At 60.7% G+C, this 17,319-nt stretch carries 17 protein-coding genes and 1 pseudogene; 15 read left to right on the top strand and 3 right to left on the bottom strand.

The window, feature by feature from the left end:
• The first annotated feature begins 105 nt into the window (after positions 1-105).
• The 4 genes from N2599_RS22960 (at position 106) to N2599_RS22945 (ending at position 1,932) form a co-directional block, all read left to right on the top strand.
• Entirely contained in the window at positions 106-594 is a 489-nt protein-coding gene (locus tag N2599_RS22960) for an Lrp/AsnC family transcriptional regulator (protein WP_027511089.1), read from the top strand.
• A gap of 307 nt (positions 595-901) precedes the next feature.
• Positions 902-1,171 carry a CopG family ribbon-helix-helix protein gene (locus N2599_RS22955; RefSeq protein ID WP_027511088.1) on the top strand — a complete coding sequence of 90 codons (270 nt, stop codon included), beginning with the start codon at positions 902-904 and terminating at the stop codon, positions 1,169-1,171.
• Positions 1,168-1,473, top strand: a complete 306-nt coding sequence (locus N2599_RS22950) for a type II toxin-antitoxin system RelE/ParE family toxin (protein ID WP_027511087.1) — start codon at positions 1,168-1,170, stop codon at positions 1,471-1,473. The genes N2599_RS22955 and N2599_RS22950 overlap by 4 nt, the downstream gene beginning before the upstream one ends.
• A 120-nt stretch (positions 1,474-1,593) precedes the next feature.
• The gene (locus tag N2599_RS22945) at positions 1,594-1,932 is read left to right on the top strand and encodes a serine hydrolase (protein ID WP_027511086.1); all 339 of its coding nucleotides are present in this window, start codon (positions 1,594-1,596) and stop codon (positions 1,930-1,932) included.
• A gap of 259 nt (positions 1,933-2,191) precedes the next feature.
• Here N2599_RS22945 and N2599_RS22940 read toward each other — a convergent pair whose 3' ends face one another.
• Positions 2,192-3,544 carry an FAD/NAD(P)-binding protein gene (locus N2599_RS22940; protein WP_037142403.1) on the bottom strand — a complete coding sequence of 451 codons (1,353 nt, stop codon included), beginning with the start codon at positions 3,542-3,544 and terminating at the stop codon, positions 2,192-2,194.
• Positions 3,545-3,769: 225 nt separating this feature from the next.
• Here N2599_RS22940 and tauA point away from each other — a divergent pair, with 225 nt between their 5' ends.
• The 5 genes from tauA to N2599_RS22915 all read left to right on the top strand — a co-directional run bounded on the left by tauA (position 3,770) and on the right by N2599_RS22915 (position 7,726).
• Positions 3,770-4,783, top strand: a complete 1,014-nt coding sequence (tauA, locus tag N2599_RS22935) for a taurine ABC transporter substrate-binding protein (RefSeq protein ID WP_027511084.1) — start codon at positions 3,770-3,772, stop codon at positions 4,781-4,783.
• Positions 4,784-4,838: 55 nt separating this feature from the next.
• On the top strand, positions 4,839-5,627 hold the full coding sequence (locus tag N2599_RS22930; protein ID WP_027511083.1) for a taurine ABC transporter ATP-binding protein: 789 nt from the start codon (positions 4,839-4,841) through the stop codon (positions 5,625-5,627).
• Positions 5,624-6,478, top strand: coding sequence for an ABC transporter permease subunit (locus tag N2599_RS22925; protein ID WP_027511082.1), 855 nt, complete (start codon positions 5,624-5,626; stop codon positions 6,476-6,478). The genes N2599_RS22930 and N2599_RS22925 overlap by 4 nt, the downstream gene beginning before the upstream one ends.
• Positions 6,479-6,635: 157 nt before the next feature.
• Complete coding sequence (locus N2599_RS22920; protein ID WP_051336630.1) at positions 6,636-7,223, top strand: peroxiredoxin-like family protein; 588 nt, start codon at positions 6,636-6,638, stop codon at positions 7,221-7,223.
• On the top strand, positions 7,220-7,726 hold the full coding sequence (locus tag N2599_RS22915; protein ID WP_027511081.1) for a cupin domain-containing protein: 507 nt from the start codon (positions 7,220-7,222) through the stop codon (positions 7,724-7,726). Before N2599_RS22920 ends, N2599_RS22915 begins: the two co-directional genes overlap by 4 nt.
• Before the next feature lie 363 nt (positions 7,727-8,089).
• Here the strand turns inward: N2599_RS22915 and N2599_RS22910 are convergent, their stop codons facing one another.
• Entirely contained in the window at positions 8,090-8,740 is a 651-nt protein-coding gene (locus N2599_RS22910; protein ID WP_027511080.1) for a GntR family transcriptional regulator, read from the bottom strand.
• 155 nt (positions 8,741-8,895) lie between these two features.
• On the opposite strand from N2599_RS22910, the pseudogene N2599_RS22905 reads away from it, so the two are divergent.
• The 3 genes and pseudogenes from N2599_RS22905 to N2599_RS22895 all read left to right on the top strand — a co-directional run.
• A pseudogene (locus N2599_RS22905) lies at positions 8,896-10,317 on the top strand (malonyl-CoA decarboxylase); the annotation flags it as partial.
• On the top strand, positions 10,316-11,830 hold the full coding sequence (locus tag N2599_RS22900) for a malonate--CoA ligase (protein WP_027511078.1): 1,515 nt from the start codon (positions 10,316-10,318) through the stop codon (positions 11,828-11,830). The pseudogene N2599_RS22905 and the gene N2599_RS22900, both read left to right, overlap by 2 nt.
• A 96-nt stretch (positions 11,831-11,926) precedes the next feature.
• A complete protein-coding gene (locus N2599_RS22895; RefSeq protein WP_027511077.1) occupies positions 11,927-13,273 on the top strand; it encodes an SLC13 family permease in 1,347 nt (448 codons plus the stop codon).
• A 445-nt stretch (positions 13,274-13,718) separates the two neighbouring features.
• On the opposite strand, the gene N2599_RS22890 is transcribed toward N2599_RS22895, so the two are convergent.
• Positions 13,719-14,168 (bottom strand): MarR family winged helix-turn-helix transcriptional regulator, encoded by a 450-nt coding sequence (locus N2599_RS22890; RefSeq protein ID WP_027511076.1) that lies wholly within the window; start codon positions 14,166-14,168, stop codon positions 13,719-13,721.
• Between the two features lie 67 nt (positions 14,169-14,235).
• Here N2599_RS22890 and hmgA point away from each other — a divergent pair, with 67 nt between their 5' ends.
• The 3 genes from hmgA to maiA are packed head-to-tail and all read left to right on the top strand — an operon-like array spanning position 14,236 to position 17,316.
• Positions 14,236-15,591: a homogentisate 1,2-dioxygenase gene (gene hmgA / locus N2599_RS22885; protein WP_086999625.1), complete on the top strand. Its 1,356-nt coding sequence runs from the start codon at positions 14,236-14,238 to the stop codon at positions 15,589-15,591.
• Between the two features lie 40 nt (positions 15,592-15,631).
• On the top strand, positions 15,632-16,648 hold the full coding sequence (locus N2599_RS22880) for a fumarylacetoacetate hydrolase family protein (RefSeq protein WP_027511074.1): 1,017 nt from the start codon (positions 15,632-15,634) through the stop codon (positions 16,646-16,648).
• Between the two features lie 8 nt (positions 16,649-16,656).
• On the top strand, positions 16,657-17,316 hold the full coding sequence (gene maiA / locus N2599_RS22875; protein ID WP_027511073.1) for a maleylacetoacetate isomerase: 660 nt from the start codon (positions 16,657-16,659) through the stop codon (positions 17,314-17,316).
• The last annotated feature ends 3 nt before the right edge of the window (positions 17,317-17,319 follow it).

Below are 17,319 nucleotides of genomic sequence, written 5' to 3'. Positions count from 1 at the left end.
ATGAGACGCATTATGACGCGATTTTCATGCACGGTGCTTGCATTCACGCGCACTTTCCGCAATTCAATACATGTTTCATGCATAAAGGCGGAGCAATACGCACAAATGGAACGGATCGACGGATACGACCTCAAAATCCTGGCCGAGCTCCAAAGCGACGGCCGCCTGACCAACAATGAGCTCTCAGAGTTGATCGCCCTTTCGCCATCGCAGTGCTCGCGCCGGCGGGCGCGGCTCGAGACGGAGGGTTTTATCCACGGTTATCGCGCCGTGCTCGATCGCGGCAGGCTGGGGCTCGACCTCATGGTCGTCATCGCCGTTACCCTCGCCACCCACAACCGCGACAACGCCAAACGTTTCGCCGCGCTGATCGCCGACCTGCCGGAGGTGCTGGAATGTTACGCACTGACTGGCGAAATGGACTACCACCTCAAGGTCGTGACGCCCGATCTTGCGGGACTGTCGCGCTTCGTCAACGACGTGCTCCTGCCGCATGACAGCGTTCAGCATGTCAAGACGTCCATCGTACTTCAGACATTGAAGGACTTTCAAGGTTTGCCGGTCCGCCCTTCCCACGCCTACCGCGCGACCTAGAGATATCCTTTTCAACAATCTTGGTTGGCTCGTTCCTGCAGATCGCGGTATCTCGACAGGGCTGATTGCCGGTTCCGCAGTCTGGCGAAGGCCATCTAAAAAATACCGACAGGCCACGGAATGCCGGCCGGTTCGCCAATTTGGGCGGTGATGCGTCGCCGCCCGCGATCAAAGCGGGCATTCGAGGAACGCGGGCGGATATGTCGTGCCCAAATTGTGTTGTGCACAGTTGCACGGATGCACACCTTCCTTGTCCTACATCGCCGATCGTGTTACTTTGTACACAATTCAACACAAGGTTTTCATGATGACAGCCAGCACCACCATGACAATTCGGGTTTCTCCCGAAACTAAGTCGAAGCTGGAACGAATCGCGGCGGACACCCGCCGCAGCAAATCGTTCCTCGCGGCCGAAGCCATTTCCGCCTATGTCGAGCGCGAACTTGAAATCATCGATGGGATCAAACGCGGCATGGCCGACGCCGAAGCTGGCAGAGTCATCCCCCATGAACAAGCCGTCGCGGAAATGCGCGAGGTCATTGCGGACGCGAAGCGCCGGAAGGCCGCGCACGGATGAGGCCGGTTGTCTGGTCGATTGAAGCGCATCGGGATAACCTCGAAATCTTGCGCTATATCGCCGAGGACAACCCACTTGCCGCCGAGCGGGTCGTTGACGCGATCGAGGACGCCGGCAATAAGCTGGGCGAGTTCGCGACCGGGAGGCCGGGGCGGGTGAGCGGAACCTATGAAAAATGCCTTGCCCGGCATCCGTACATCATCGCCTATGAGCTGCGACAGGTGGCCGGCCGCGATAGCGCCGTGATCCTGCGAGTCATCCATACATCGCGGGATTGGCCGGCCGAGGAATGGCCGAACTAACGCATGTTCAGAGGCCGAGATGACGAGGAAGGAGCAGCGTTGCACGATCACCGTGGCGGTGCCAGCGCGGTAGTGTAGAGTTGTCGCAGATTGCCCTGACTTCATTGGAATGACCTGCCTATGCTCACATCCGGTCTCCTACAACAGATCGAAAATGAACTTCTGGCTTTCGCGTCCGATCCGGGGCGCTCCGCTTCTTTCGCATTTCTACATGATGACCAGCTAGTCTCGGTTCGGGGTGAAGAGCCTCGCATTGCAGCGAGTGTTATCAAAATCGCTGGAATTGGTGCGCTGCTATGTGACGAGACGCTTGATTTGGACGAGTCCGTGAACCGCACTGATATCGGCAGCAGTTTCCTGCCTTCAATTACGAACTGTTTCGACGAGTCTTCGACGCTCACCATTCGAATGCTTGTCGTTCTGGCGATTTCCGCGAGCGATAACAGCGCTGCGGATTAGGTATCGGATTTCTGCACGAGGCTTTCGATTGCAACCGGTCAAGGACTGCGACGCCTCCGCTTGCCACCGTCCGATACGGACCGCCTGCGCTCCCGCCAAGCCTTATCTACTTCCTTGAAGCTTTGGCGGGCCGTGAACCGGGCTGTCAAAGCTGGCGCGGAACGTAGCAATCAATCTGAGAACCCGAGCCGCTCGTGTTCTCAGATTCAAATGCCAAATCGAAAAGAGACAACCGCATTCTCATCGTCATGCGTGGGAGTCAGCCGTTCGCGGCGATCTCTTCAACCACGGCCTTGGCCTGTACCCGGATATCCGGGACGGCCGTGATTTCCCAGAATTGTCCCGCCGTTAAGGCGCCGACTGCGAACAGTCGAGCAGGTGAAATCCGAGATGGTGCTATCACTTCGGAAGCGGCATTCACCTCGATGCCCAAACCGAGAGGATCAGGGGCAATCAAGTGAAACCGGCTCATTTCCTTCAAAAGCGGTGAGTGACTGATCCCGGCCCGCTCCATTCCCGTGCAGTTGACGAGCCAGTCCGCGCTGATCTCGGCGATCGTTCGCGTCGCTCTGACCCTGTAGCTCGCAGCGAGCCTGCCCTCCTCGGCCCCGAGCGATTTCAAGAAGCCCGCGTGGAAACGAACGGTTCCTTCCGTGACCAACTTCTCGAACCTGTCGAACACGTCGGGCGCGACCCGGTGACGGTGAATGTTCCACCAGGGAAGCGCGTGCCGCAGGAAACGTGCCCTCTCCTCGCTCGAAAGCCGTTGCCAAAGAGCCTGCGTCGCGGGTCTCAGACCGTCCATCACGCCTCGCCAGTCGGCGGCCGCCCTGCTCTTCGCCCGCAAGATCTTCAATATGCCGCTGATCGTATCCGGAAGCATCTGAACGTCGATCGGCAGCGGCACCTGCGGCTTGCTCGCGTGTCCGAGCGGTGCGAGCCCGCGACGCGAAAGCACATCGATCCGGCCACTGTGGCCATGGGCGCGAAGAGCAAGAACCTGATCGATCATCGTCAGGCCGGAGCCGAGGATGCAGACCGCATCGGACGGTGCGACGCGCCTCAGCCACGAGAGCCGCCACGGGTTCTCGATGATCCGCGATCGCGCCGATGCTGGGACTCCCTCCAGATCGACCGGAAGGGTCGCGTTCCCGACACCGAGGCAGAGCACCACGTTCTTCCCGGTAATCTCGTCGCCATTACCAAGATGGAAGGCCAGCGTGCTGCTGTAACGGTCCACGCATCCCGCCGCCTTGGCCTTGATAAGGTCGACCCGGCAGCGGCCGTCCCGCTTTCGAAGCAGCCGTGCAAGCGTATCGCGGACATAAAGACCGTAATCGCTCCGCGAAGCAAAATCCCCTGCCTGCAACCGGCGTCCACGGCTTTTCAGCCAGTCGACAAAGTCGTCGGGATGATGCGGCAGCAGACTCATGCGGCCTGCGGGAACGTTGAGGCGATGGAGATAGAGCTCCGTCCGGTAGGCCGTCCCGCGGCCGAAACCGGGATCATCGCCAATGACGGCGATCTTCGCCGAGGCGGGAAGCTGTTCGATGAGATTGCAGGTAACAGCTATCGCTGAAAAACCGGAACCGACCACGATAACATCATACATCGACGCATTCTCCCTGAAGCTCCGCAACGTCATTGAGACATTTCTTCTTTCAAGCCCGACGCCGCGCGCCGGACCAGCGGATCGCGCAACCGGCGCAATGACGAAAACAATTATCTCTATTGTCTATAAATATAGTTTGTTATTTCTCCCGCTAGCCCCTTCTGAACCATTACGCTTTTGAGGTGAGATCAAGGGCCGTGCGGGCCCTGAACAAAGGGGCTCAAGATGAATTTCAGGAACTTAGTTGCCGCGATCGCAGTCGGCGTCGGCACTCTTGCAACGGCGATCGTCGCCCAAGCGGCGGACAAGACGGTCGTCGTCGCCTACCAAACCGACGCCTTGCCGTCTTCCGTGGCGATCGCCAATGGCGAATTCGCCAAGGAGACGGGATACGACATCGACTTCCGCAGGTTCAATTCAGGCGCCGAAATCTTTGCGGCGATTGCATCCGGCGATGTCCAGGTCGGCTATGTCGGCTCCAGCCCGTTTGCGGCTGCTGCATCACGCGGGCTCGAGGTCAAGGCCTTCTACCTTGCGTCCATCTCAGGCATCGACGAGGCTCTCGTCGTCCGTAACGGCTCCGGCATCGAAAGCCTGAATGATCTCAAGGGGAAGAAACTTGCTGCCGCGCCGGTGTCCACGGACCACTATCAGCTCCTGGCGCTCATCAAATCGCGGGGCCTGACCGAAAAGGATGTTCAGGTCTTCGCAATCCCTCAGCCCGAAATCGTCGCGAGCTATAACCGCGGCGACATCGATGGCGGCTTCGTCTGGGATCCGGCGCTCACCGAACTCAAGAAGAACGGGAAGGTCCTCGTGACCTCCAAAGACGTGGCAGACAAGGGTGCGCCAACATTCTCGGCATGGGTCGCGACCTCGAAGTTTGCCGCCGACAACCCGGAATTTCTGAAGGCTTTCGCTTCGGTCGTCAACAAATACTACGCATCCTTCGCGTCCGACAAATCCGCCTGGAGCCCCGACAGCGACAACGCCAAGTCGCTTGCGAAACTCATTGGCGGAACGCCCGATCAGCAGGCGTCGGCCTTGAAGAACCTCACCCTGTTGACGCCTGAGGTCCAGGCATCGGATGCCTGGCTCGGCGGCGGCGAAAAGGCGGGGGCTGCCAAGATCCTCAAGGACACGGCGTCGTTTCTGAAAGAACAGGGCAAGGTTTCCGACGTGCTGGGGAATTACGGGGCCTTCGTAACCGCAGACGCGCTCACTGGCGTCAGCAACTGATCCTCCCTGACGCTGGCGCAATCCCTGCGCCGGCGTCGAACTTGCGAGCAGCAACATGCTTAAAGTCGATCACGCTAGCGTTTTCTTCGCAGCCCGCGACGGGCGGACCATTCACGCGCTCGATCGCGTTTCTTTCGATATTCCCGAACGGGGCTTCGTCGTCGCGCTCGGGGCGTCGGGATGCGGCAAATCAACCCTTCTCAACGCGATTGCGGGTTTCCTTCCGCTTTCGGATGGCCGGATAACACTCGATGGTCGCGCGGTCGAACGACCCGGCGCGGATCGTGGTGTCGTTTTTCAGAAAGACGCGCTGCTGCCTTGGAAATCCGTCGTCGACAATGTCGCGCTCGGTTTGAAATTCGCCGGGGTAAAGCGGACGGAGCGCGAAACGCGCGCTCGGGAACTGCTCCGGCTCGTCAGCCTCGACGAATTCGCCGGCGCTTTTCCTTACGAGCTGTCGGGCGGCATGCGGCAGCGCGTCGGCATCGCGCGGGCTCTGGCAACAAGTCCCGGCATCCTGCTGATGGACGAGCCATTCGGCGCGCTCGACAGCCTGACGCGCGAGCAGATGCAGGAACTGCTGGTTTCCATCTGGGATAAAACGGCAAAGAAGGCTTTCTTCATCACGCACTCGATCGAAGAGGCCTTGTTCCTGGGCACGCAGGTCCTGGTCATGTCACCTCGACCAGGACGCGTTGTGGCACGCTTCGATCTCGATTTCGTTCGCCGTTTCGCCGAAACCGGCGACGCCCGATCAATCAAGGCGTCGCCGCTATTTGCCGAGTTGCGCGAGGAGATACGCGCCATTCTGCACAGCACCGAAGACCTCAGGAGCGCCGCATGAGCGATATAGTTCAGGCCCCGCCGATTGCGGCACATATACAGAACCATCAGATCAAGCTGGTGAAAATGGCAAGCTTCGGAGCCGGCGAAAAATCGACAGCGGCCATCAGCGCTACCACCGCGCTGGCCATACTGCTGCTGTGGTGGTTTGTATCCGCACTCGGTGTCGTTCCACACCTGTTCCTGCCGCGTCCGGACGAGGTGCTGACGCAGATCGGCGTCATCTATCGCGACGGCTACGCCGGGGCGTCGCTGTCCGAGCATGTCTCCGCAAGTTTGTTCCGCATCGTAGCCGCAGCCCTCATCGCCATCTCCGCCGGCATTCCGCTCGGATTGCTCATGGGCCTGAACCGCTGGGCAAAAGGGGTTCTCGACGCGCCAATCGAGTTCTACTGGCCGCTTCCGCCGCTCTCCTACCTGCCGCTGATGATCATCTGGCTCGGCATCGGCGAGACGTCGAAGATCACACTGCTGGTGCTGGCGATGTTCGCACCGATCTGCCTCTCGGCACAGGCCGGAGTTCGCTCGCTCCCGATCGAACGCGTCAATGCCGCGCGTTCGCTGGGCGCGAACCGGCTGCAGCTCTTCCTGGACATCGTCCTGCCATCCGCCCTGCCCGAGATCCTCACCGGTGTTCGAATTGCGCTCGGTGTCGGCTGGGGCACGCTGGTTGCAGCTGAATTGATCGCTTCCACGCGCGGGATCGGTTTCATGATCATGGCGGCCTCACAGTTCCTGGCGACCGACGTCGTCTTTGTCGGTATCGGCATCATCGCGATCTGCGCGTTCATCTTCTCGGCCGCCATTCGTTTTCTGGAGGCGTTCCTCGTACCCTGGAAGGGCAAGCTCTGACCGAGGGCGCAGCGGCGCGGCATCGGTTTCCTGAAGGAGCCGCTTCGCGAGCGGCAAACGATATCAGGTTCGGCTCGTGGCCGCCGACGAACTCCGATCTGAGTTCGTCGGCTCAAGGTATTCCTGATCGGCGGCATCGGACATTCGCTTCACTGGATTGTCGCTTGTCATCCTCGCGGATGTCCGCCAGCCTTTCGATCTTATCGAGGTCGGCGGCGAGCAACTGACGCGCGATCCGCTTTTGAAGAATGGTCCGCTCGTTCTCGTCTTCTTCCGCTTTGCCGGATGCCCGGCATGCAATATCGCCCTGCCCTATTATAATCTGCATCTCGCTCCGGAACTGGCGACGCTCCGCGCAACGCTGGTCGGCATCAGCCCGCAGGTGCCGGAACGGCTGGTCGCGATCAAGAAGCGTCACAAGCTCGATTTCTTAATCGCCAGCGACAAGGACAATGCCCTTGGTCGCCGCTTCGGTATCCTCTACACTTTCGATGAACCTTCGAAGCGGTCGTCGATCGCCGGTGGTGCGCCAATCGGCGAAGTGACGGGTACCGGCACGGGGGACTGCCAATGCCGGCGACGATCGTCATCGATGAAAGCGGCCATGTGCGCTTTGCCGATGTCAGCCCAGACTGGCTGGTCCGCACCGAACCCGGAGAGGTCATCGACGCGGTCCGCAAGCTTACCACGCGCGCCGCCGCCTGATCCGAACCAGAGACGCCTCAAGCAAATGAGAACAAAGTGACCCACGACCGCAGCCATCACGATCATGACCACAATGATGATCATCACCATGCCGAAGACCATTGGCGCGACAATGGGGTGAAGGTCATTCCCGGCAATTCGCTCGATCCGAATACCGCCCAGACGCCAGGCATGAACCGGGCGACGGCCATCAGCAAGGCGCGCGCCGGTGCGGAAAAGATCTGGGCCGGAACGGTGACGATCCATGCCAACGCCAAGACCGGCGCTCACCACCACGGCGATCTCGAAAGCATCATCTATGTGGTAAAAGGCAAGGCCCGCATGCGCTGGGGCGAAAGCCTCCAATACACCGCCGAAGCCGGTCCGGGTGATTTCATCTACGTGCCACCCTATGTGCCGCACCAGGAAATCAACGCCAGCCGCGACGAAACGCTGGAATGCGTCCTCGTCCGGTCGGGCCAGGAACCGGTGGTCGTCAATCTCGATATCGAACCGGTCGAAAAGCCGGAAGAGGTCCGCTGGATCGATCCGATCCATCGTTGACCAAGCGCGCCGTGCACGCGGATGATGAGGCGTTTGAAAGACGCCTCATCATCCGTTTATCGAACACTTCATTGTTGCCATCTTGGCCATCTGCCGAACCGGATTATCTCACCTCACGATATGCGAGGAATCGGACGGCGACCCCTCCGGATAGCGAGTCCCACCAATGATAAATCGGCGCCGTCCAGAAGGTCGCATTGCCCTTGACCTGCCACTGGTCACAACCGTGAAGCCCGGATGCTACACATCGCTCTGGCTTGGCGAGTTCCGCGACGATGGCCAGAATAGTCCGGGACGAAATTCTTGCCCAACGGCCCCGCCCCGACCGCCGTGCAGGTTTCGGCGACGTCACCGGATCCGAGGTCATCTGCTTGCCATGCTTGCAACCAGATCGCTGAACCTCTCGCCCTGTATCCCGACATGCGCCCTGAGCAGGCGCCGCGCGTCCTCCCCGTCCCCTGCAAAGATCGCGTTGACGATCGCACAGTGCTCCGAGAAGGACGTCGCCAGGCGATTGCGCACGCGCAGTTGCAGCCGCCGGTAGGGGCGCAGGCGCCGGTGCAATTGGGTGCACTGCTCCTCGAGGAAGTCGCTCCGGCTCGCGGCGTAGATCGCCTTGTGGAAGGCCTCGTTGTCGTAATAGTAGGCATCGCTGTCGCCCGCCTCGGCTGAAAGCTCGCAGCGCCTGTGCGCTGCCGCGATCGCTGCGCGGGCCTCATCGTCGAGCCTACGGGCAGCCAGCGCCCCGGCGAGCCCCTCCAGTTCCGCCATCACTTCGAACATCTCATAGACGCGGTGCGGTCCCGGATCGATGACGACGGCCCCTCTGCGGGGCCGTATTTCGATCAGGCCGATGGCGTTGAGCTGCATCAGCGCCTCGCGCACCGGCGTCCGCGAGACTCCGAACCGATTGGCGAGCACCATTTCGTCCAGCCGCTCGCCTGGGGAGAACTCATTGGAAAGAATTGCATTTTCAATCTCATCCCGGAGCCATCGGCCGACATTCTCGGACATTGGTTGCAGTTCCTTATACATAAGCACGATTCTTGTATACACGATACTTGACATCGTGTACGTGTTGTGTCAGATTACATACTACCGGTGAAACCATGCGATGGGAAGCAGCCGCACTCGCCGCAACCAGTCGATTTGAGAAGGGGAGAATGGGCATGCCTGAGACCTCTTTTTTCACGGATATGCTGCAGAGCATCACCGATCGCGGACGTAAGCTCTTGTTTTCCAGCTCACGTGTCTCTGAGGTCGCGGCCGAGGCGGATCTCGAAACCCTCTGCGAAATGCTGCTGTCGAGCCGCGGCGAAGCTTCGGGCATGGCCATTGCCGCCGAGATACTCGATCGCTGGAGCGCACTCGACGCAGAAAGGGTGCAGCACTTCTTTCACGTGCTCTCCGACAAATTCGGACCCGACACGGCGAAGCTCGACCGGGCGATTGAAAACTACCGCACCGACAAGAGCTCAACTTCAATCATTGCTCTCCACCAGGCGGCAGAACCGCGGCGGCAGGAGCTACTGCGCCGATTGAATCACGCGCCGAGCGGTACGGCAAAGCTCGTCCGGATACGTCAGCAGCTTCTTGCCTCGAAAGAGCAAACGACTGGGTTTCAAGCGCTTGACGCCGACTTTACGCATCTGTTCGGCTCCTGGTTCAACCGCGGTTTCTTGACTTTGCGCCCGATCGACTGGTCGACGCCGGCGCACATCCTGGAAAAGATCATCAAATACGAGGCCGTGCACGAGATCGCCGGCTGGGATGAACTGCGTCGTCGTCTTGCGCCGGCTGATCGCCGATGCTTTGCCTTTTTCCATCCTCGGCTGGCCGACGAGCCGCTTGTGTTCGTCGAGGTGGCGCTCACGCGATCCGTGCCGAACTCCATCGCCGACGTGCTCAACGAAGGCAGGGTGCAAATTGCCGCCGACGAGGCAACGACGGCCGTCTTCTATTCGATCTCCAACTGCCAGGACGGCCTGCGCGGAATCTCGTTCGGCAATTTCCTAATCAAGCAGGTCGTGGACGACCTGCACAGGGATCTGCCGGGCCTCAAAAATTTCGTCACGCTGTCGCCCGTTCCGGGCTTTGCGCGCTGGCTCGCCAAGGCGCGTGCTTCGGCGAGCGACCCGCTGCTGTCGGATGTGGATCGCAAGGCGCTGACGCTCCTGGATGACCCCGCGTGGGCCGACGACGAAAACAGGGCGGCCGAGGTAGAGCGCGTCCTGCTGCGGCTCGCGGCGCATTATTTCCTGATCGAACGGACCGCCGACGGCCGCCCGGTCGATCCAGTCGCCCGCTTCCATCTCGGCAACGGCGCCCGGCTGGAAAGACTGAATTTTCTCGGCGATCGCTCGGCCAAGGCCATGCAGCAGGCACACGGCCTGATGGTCAACTACCTCTACAAGCTCGAGGACATCGTGACCAATCACGAGGCGTTGGCGCAGCGCGGGGAGGTTGTTGCATCGCCGCCTGTCAAGAACCTGATGAACCGGAACGGCGAAGCCGGCGCGACAGCTAACGTCGCCGGGTTTCGCGGCCGGGTGCGCAGGTCGTAAACGAGAAGGATTGGAGGAGGCAAGAATGAGCAACCATCTTTTCGACGCCATACGGGCGGCGGCCCGCGACAACGCGCCGTTCATCCGGATGAATGGCGGTCACATATGGGCCTATGATGACGCATTGGACCTTTCGAGCCGCATCGCGAGCGCGATCGATACGCTCGGCATTCGCCCCGGCGACCGAGTGGCCGTGCAGGTCGAAAAAAGTGCCGAGGCACTGATCCTCTACCTTGCCTGCCTTCGCTCGGGCGCCGTCTACCTGCCGCTGAATACCGCCTATACGCTCGCCGAGCTCGACTATTTCATCGGCGACGCCGAACCTAGGCTGGTCATAGTCCCGTCGGCCGCCCGCGAGAGCGTCGAGAGGATCGCAAAGCCGCACGGCGCGATCGTCGAAACGCTTAACGCCGACGGTACGGGCTCGCTTCTCGATCTCGCAGGAGACGAACAGGCCGACTTCGTCGATGCCTCGCGCACCGCCGACGACCTGGCAGCGATCCTATATACCTCGGGAACGACCGGGCGCTCCAAGGGAGCGATGCTCACGCACGGCAACCTGCTCTCGAATGCCGTGACCTTGTGCGACTGCTGGCACGTCACCGCCGATGATCGGCTAATCCATGCCTTGCCTTTCTTCCACACGCATGGGCTGTTCGTCGCTACGAACGTCACGCTGCTTGCCGGCGCCTCGATGTTCCTGCTGCCGAAATTCGACCCTGACGGGGTCATGTCGCTGATGCCGCAGGCGACGCTCCTGATGGGCGTGCCGACCTTTTACGTGCGCCTGCTGCAGAGCCCCCGCTTCGACCGGCAGGCTGTCGCGAACATGCGCCTCTTCATTTCCGGTTCGGCGCCGCTGCTCGCCGAGACGCATATCGAGTTCAAGAACCGTACCGGACATGCAATCCTTGAGCGCTACGGCATGACCGAAACCAACATGAACACGTCCAATCCCTATGACGGGGAGCGGATCGCCGGAACGGTCGGCCTGCCCCTCCCCGGCGTGACGGTGCGCATCACCGATCCCGCGACCGGCGCCGAGCTTGCGCCCGAGGAGACCGGCATGATCGAGATCAAGGGACCGAACGTCTTCAAAGGCTATTGGCGCATGCCGGAAAAGACCGCCGCGGAATTCACGGCCGACGGCTTCTTCATCAGCGGCGACCTCGGCAAGATCGACGAGGACGGTTATCTCCACATCGTCGGGCGCAGCAAGGACCTCGTGATCTCCGGCGGATACAACATCTATCCGAAAGAGGTCGAGGGCGAGATCGACCAACTCGAGGGTGTCTCTGAGAGCGCGGTCATCGGGGTTCCGCATCCCGATTTCGGCGAAGGCGTCACCGCGATCGTCGTTTGCAAGCCCGACACGGCGCTCGATGAAAAGGCGATCCTTGGCGCGCTCCAGGACCGGCTCGCGCGCTATAAGCAGCCGAAGCGCATCATCTTCGCCGAGGACTTGCCGCGCAACACCATGGGCAAGGTCCAGAAGAATGTCCTGCGGCAGCAATACGCCGATCTTTACATCACGACGTGAGCCAACCGCGCGCCCTCTGGGAGGAAGGCGCACGGATATGTCCAATCTTGAAGAACGTTAGCTACCGGCGCTGGAGGCGTCGGAGGGAGGGGAATCATGAGCATCGAAATCCTATCCATACTGCTGCTTATCGCCATGTTCGTCATCGCGACCATCCAGCCGATCAACATGGGCGCGCTGGCCTTCGGCTGCACGTTCCTGCTCGGATCGCTTATCATCGGCATGAAGGCCAGCGACATTTTCGCGGGCTTCCCCAGCGACCTATTCCTGACGCTGGTCGCCGTCACCTATCTCTTCGCCATCGCGCAGATCAACGGCACCATCGACTGGCTCGTCGAATGCGCCGTGCGGCTGGTGCGCGGTCATGTCGTCTGGATTCCATGGGTGATGTTCGTCGTTGCCGCGATCATCACCGGTTTCGGTGCGCTCGGGCCGGCGGCGGTGGCGATCCTCGCCCCGGTCGCGTTGAGCTTTGCCGTGCAATACCGGATCCGCCCCGCGATGATGGGGCTGATGGTCATCCATGGCGCGCAGGCGGGCGGCTTCTCGCCGATCAGCGTCTATGGCGGCATCACCAACCAGATCGTCGCCAAGGCCGGCCTGCCCTTCGCCCCAACATCGCTGTTCCTTTCAAGCTTCTTCTTCAATCTGGCGATCGCCGTGCTGGTCTTCTTCGTCTTCGGTGGCGCTCGCGTGATGAAGCAGATACCGGCTGCTACCGGTCCCCTGCCCGAACTGCATCCGGAGGGTGTATCGGCGGCGATCCGGGGCCACGGTGGCACGCCGGCCAGGCCGATCAGGGAGCACGTCTACGGCACGGCGGCGGACACCGCTCAGAATTTGCGCCTGACTCCGGAAAAGATCTTCACCTTGATCGGCCTGACGGCGCTCGGCATCGGCGCTCTGGTCTTCAAGTTCAATGTAGGTCTGGTCGCGATCACCGTCGCCGTCGCGCTCGCCCTTCTCTCGCCGAAGACCCAGAAGGCGGCAATCGACAAGGTAAGCTGGTCGACCGTGCTTCTGATTGCCGGTATCATCACCTATGTCGGCGTCATGGAGAAGGCGGGCACCGTCGACTATGTCGCCAACGGCATATCGAGCCTCGGCATGCCGCTCCTGGTCGCGCTGTTGCTCTGCTTCACAGGCGCCATTGTCTCGGCCTTTGCCTCCTCGACCGCGCTGCTCGGCGCCATCATCCCGCTGGCTGTTCCGTTCCTGCTGCAAGGCCACATCAGTGCCGTCGGTGTGGTTGCGGCAATCGCGATCTCGACAACAATCGTCGATACCAGCCCGTTCTCGACCAATGGCGCCCTCGTGGTCGCCAACGCCCCGGACGACAAGCGCGAGCAGGTTCTACGGCAGTTGCTAGTCTATAGCGCGCTGATCGCCATCATCGGGCCGATCGTTGCCTGGTCGGTCTTCGTCTTGCCGGGCCTCGTCTGATGGCAGGACTGCCGCCGCCTTCGGGAGGCGAAAAATTGTCGGCGTCCGGTGGGAGAGGGACGCCCTGATCGAAGGTGCAATCGCGTCTAGGCCAGGATCTTTTTGTCGCGCATTCGTTGCGAGCAGACCGACGTCGACACCAAATCATCGCCCGGCGATCCTTCCATTAACCGCCGGCCGTCTGGATCAGCGAGAGGTGGAGGTTGCAGAAGGCGTCGATCTTTCGCTGCAAAGCTTTCGCAGAAAAAATTATTAGTCACTTCTCATTCAAATAGCTGTTTTCAGTATCGCCGCGAGGCGGGCCGCGCGGGGCTATGCGAGGCGGATTAACCTTTGGTGACACGCGCATGATCGAGAAGGTGGACGCCAAGGATAGCGGCTCTTTTTTCCATCAGCCTCGTCCTCATCCACGGCATCGAGATCGACCCGTCACGGATAAGACGAGCTAATGACGCGGTGTCACCATGGCGGCCTCAACGGCGGTGAGGCCGGAGGAAAGCGCCTGCAGGCCGTCTTGTCCGAGAAGCGACGCCACTTCCTCCGAATAGCTGCAGGCAAGCATGGTCAGTTCGCGATAGGTATTTCGCCCCGCAGCCGTCAGTTCCAGATGTTCGACACGGCGGTCATCCTCATGCTGCGCCCGCTTTAGCCAGCGGCGTTTCTCAAGCGAAAAAACCGCGCGACTGACCTTGGTCTTGTGCATGGTCGAATGAACACCCACCTCCTTCGCCGTCATGCGCCCGGAGCTGCCGAGTGCTGCGAGCGTGCGCCATTCCGGCCGCGTCAGGCCATATTTGGCCTTATAGGCCGCCGCAAAGCGCAGCGCGATGAATTCCGCGGCGCGGTTTAGGCGAAAGGGCAGGAACTGCTCGAGATCGAATTGGCCGGTATCCATGGCTTCCTTGATAGTTACAAAATAGACAGTTACGTTTGTAACCATATTGAAAGAGGAGGTGCAAGGCATGCTGGAGAAGACGAGGAGCACGGCTGCCGATGCGGTCGTAAATAACCCGCAATACATGCCGGGCTTTGGCAATGATTTCGAGACGGAGTCCTTGCCCGGCGCTCTGCCGCAGGGCCAGAACAGCCCGCAGAAATGCAATTACGGGCTTTATGCCGAACAACTGTCGGGCTCGCCCTTTACCGCACCGCGCGGCACCAACGAACGCTCCTGGCTCTACCGCATTCGCCCGAGCGTGCGCCACACGGGCCGCTTTTCCAACGCCAGTTATCCCCTCTGGAAATCGTCGCCGTGTCTCGACGATCATACGTTGCCGCTCGGCCAGCTGCGCTGGAGCCCGATCCCGGCGCCTGCGGAAGAGCTCAACTTCCTCGCCGGCATCCGCACGATGACGGCGGCCGGCGATGTCATGACCCAGACCGGCATGGCGGCCCATGCCTATGTCTTCAATGCCGACATGATCGATGATTATTTCTTCAATGCAGACGGGGAACTGCTGGTCGTGCCGCAGCTCGGCGCCATCCGCGTCTTCACCGAAATGGGCATCATCGATGTCGAGCCCTTGGAGATTTGCCTCATTCCGCGCGGCATGATGTTCAAGGTATCCCGTCTCGGCGACGGATCCGAATGGCGTGGCTATATCTGCGAGAACTACGGCGCCAAGTTCACGTTGCCGGATCGCGGGCCGATCGGCGCCAATTGCCTTGCCAATCCGCGCGACTTCAAGACGCCGGTCGCCGTCTACGAAGACAAGGAAACGCCGTGCCGCCTGCACGTCAAATGGTGCGGCAAGTTCTATGTGACCGAGATCGGCCATTCGCCGCTCGACGTCGTGGCCTGGCACGGCAACTATGCGCCGTTCAAATACGACCTGCAGACTTTCGCGCCGGTCGGCGCAATCCTCTTCGACCATCCGGATCCGTCGATCTTCACGGTTCTGACGGCGCCTTCGGGCGAAGAAGGGACCGCCAATGTCGACTTTGTCATCTTTCCGCCGCGCTGGCTGGTGGCCGAACACACATTCCGCCCGCCCTGGTATCACCGCAACATCATGAGCGAGTTCATGGGGCTCATCCATGGTCAGTACGACGCCAAGGCGGAGGGTTTCGTCCCGGGCGGGATGAGCCTGCACAACATGATGCTGCCGCATGGGCCGGATTCGACGGGTTTTGAAAACGCGTCCAACGTCGAGCTGAAACCCGTGAAGCTTGACCATACGATGGCCTTCATGTTCGAGACCCGCTATCCGCAGCAGCTGACACGGTACGCAGCCGAGCTTGAGACGCTGCAGGACGACTACCTCGAATGCTGGGATGGCCTAAAACGCAAATTCGACGGAACAGCCGGTATCAAGTGATACAGTTCACTCGTCGTTCAAGAATTGGAATTCAAAGAGCATGAAACTCGCCACGCTCAAAGACGCCACCCGTGACGGCCGCCTGGTGGTCGTTTCCAAGGACCTCAGCCGGTGCTCCGAAGTCCACCATATCGCCCGGACGCTGCAGGCTGCCCTCGACGACTGGGCTCACATCGCACCACGTCTTGCCGCCGTTGCGGAGGGTCTGGAAACCGGCGCGCAGCCATCCATGCGGTTTCACGAGCACGACGCCGCATCGCCGCTGCCGCGCGCCTATCAATGGGCGGATGGTTCGGCCTACGTCAACCACGTCGAACTGGTCCGCAGGGCACGCAAAGCCGAGATGCCAGACACCTTCTGGACCGAGCCATTGATGTATCAGGGCGGTTCCGACAGCTTTCTTGGGCCGCGCGACCCCATCCTGGCGGCGGACATATCCTATGGCATCGATATGGAGGCCGAGATCGCCGTCATCGTCGATGACGTGCCAATGGGCGCCGCGATCGACGAAGCGCGTAGCGCTATCCGGCTCTTAATGCTCGTCAACGATATTTCCCTGCGAGGGCTGATCCCGTCGGAACTCGCAAAGGGCTTCGGTTTCTTTCAGTCGAAGCCCTCCTCGACATTCTCGCCGGTTGCGGTAACGCCCGATGAGGTTGGCGACGCCTGGGACGGCGGCAAACTGCACCTGCCGCTCATTGTCGACCTTAACGGCAAACCCTTCGGGCGCGCCAATGCCGGCATCGACATGACGTTTAATTTCGGTGAGCTCATCGTCCATGCCGCCAAGACCCGGCCGCTTTCCGCCGGCACCATCATCGGCTCGGGGACCGTCTCCAACAAGCTGGACGGCGGGCCGGGCAAGCCGATTTCCCAAGGCGGCGCCGGCTATTCCTGCATCGCCGAAATCCGGATGATCGAAACGATCGAGACCGGCGCTGCCGCAACACCCTTCATGAGGTTCGGTGATACTGTCCGCATCGAGATGAAGGATGCGGACGGGCACTCGATCTTTGGAGCAATCGAGCAGACCGTTGCTAAATACGAAAAGCAGTGAGGGCCGACATGGTGAGTGATACGGTTCTGTTCGACTACTGGCGCTCTTCTGCAAGCTACCGTGTCCGGATCGCGCTCAACATGCTGGCGATCCCCTATCGGACCGTTGCCATCGATCTTCTGGCCACGGAGCACAGGCAGCCGGCTCATCTCGCGCGAAATCCACAGGGACTGGTGCCTGTACTCCTTATCGATGGCGAGACACTGACCCAGTCGCTCGCGATCATCGAATATCTTTCGGAAACACGGCCGAATACGGGGCTTCTGCCCCCAGACGCGCTGGGCCGCCAACGTGTCAGGGCCCTTTCCTACGCCATCGCAATGGACATACATCCCATCTGCAATCTGAGCGTCGTTTCCCACATCATGCAGCAATCGGACGATCCCGACGCCGCCCGGCTGGCATGGATGGGCAAGTTCATCCGGGACGGTCTTAACGCTTTCGAGCTAATGCTGGACAGGCCGGAAACCGGCGAATTCTGCCATAAAGACCAGCCCACCATGGCTGAGCTCTGCCTCGTGCCGCAGATCTATAATGCCCGGCGGTGGAGTGTCGATCTTTCCGCCTATCCGCGCGCTACGGCGATTGCAGAAAAATGCGAACGGCTGCCGGCCTTTGCTGCGGCTCATCCCGATCGGGCGGCACGATCGAGCTCCGCAGCTGGATAAGAA

It is taken from the genome of Rhizobium sullae (assembly GCF_025200715.1).
Lineage (GTDB): Bacteria > Pseudomonadota > Alphaproteobacteria > Rhizobiales > Rhizobiaceae > Rhizobium > Rhizobium sullae.
The sequence above is the reverse complement of the archived record's forward strand: the minus strand, read 5'-3'. Positions and strand labels throughout refer to the sequence as shown.

What these genes read in the sequence shown, in the direction of transcription:
- maiA (WP_027511073.1), top strand. Translation starts at nt 16,657, where the DNA reads ATGGTGAGTGATACGGTTCTGTTCGACTACTGGCGCTCTTCTGCAAGC.
- N2599_RS22925 (WP_027511082.1), top strand. Translation starts at nt 5,624, where the DNA reads ATGAGCGATATAGTTCAGGCCCCGCCGATTGCGGCACATATACAGAAC.
- N2599_RS22955 (WP_027511088.1), top strand. Translation starts at nt 902, where the DNA reads ATGACAGCCAGCACCACCATGACAATTCGGGTTTCTCCCGAAACTAAG.
- N2599_RS22940 (WP_037142403.1), bottom strand. Translation starts at nt 3,544, where the DNA reads ATGTATGATGTTATCGTGGTCGGTTCCGGTTTTTCAGCGATAGCTGTT.
- N2599_RS22895 (WP_027511077.1), top strand. Translation starts at nt 11,927, where the DNA reads ATGAGCATCGAAATCCTATCCATACTGCTGCTTATCGCCATGTTCGTC.
- N2599_RS22900 (WP_027511078.1), top strand. Translation starts at nt 10,316, where the DNA reads ATGAGCAACCATCTTTTCGACGCCATACGGGCGGCGGCCCGCGACAAC.
- N2599_RS22910 (WP_027511080.1), bottom strand. Translation starts at nt 8,740, where the DNA reads ATGTCCGAGAATGTCGGCCGATGGCTCCGGGATGAGATTGAAAATGCA.
- N2599_RS22950 (WP_027511087.1), top strand. Translation starts at nt 1,168, where the DNA reads ATGAGGCCGGTTGTCTGGTCGATTGAAGCGCATCGGGATAACCTCGAA.
- N2599_RS22890 (WP_027511076.1), bottom strand. Translation starts at nt 14,168, where the DNA reads ATGGATACCGGCCAATTCGATCTCGAGCAGTTCCTGCCCTTTCGCCTA.
- N2599_RS22880 (WP_027511074.1), top strand. Translation starts at nt 15,632, where the DNA reads ATGAAACTCGCCACGCTCAAAGACGCCACCCGTGACGGCCGCCTGGTG.
- N2599_RS22930 (WP_027511083.1), top strand. Translation starts at nt 4,839, where the DNA reads ATGCTTAAAGTCGATCACGCTAGCGTTTTCTTCGCAGCCCGCGACGGG.
- N2599_RS22945 (WP_027511086.1), top strand. Translation starts at nt 1,594, where the DNA reads ATGCTCACATCCGGTCTCCTACAACAGATCGAAAATGAACTTCTGGCT.
- N2599_RS22960 (WP_027511089.1), top strand. Translation starts at nt 106, where the DNA reads ATGGAACGGATCGACGGATACGACCTCAAAATCCTGGCCGAGCTCCAA.
- tauA (WP_027511084.1), top strand. Translation starts at nt 3,770, where the DNA reads ATGAATTTCAGGAACTTAGTTGCCGCGATCGCAGTCGGCGTCGGCACT.
- hmgA (WP_086999625.1), top strand. Translation starts at nt 14,236, where the DNA reads ATGCTGGAGAAGACGAGGAGCACGGCTGCCGATGCGGTCGTAAATAAC.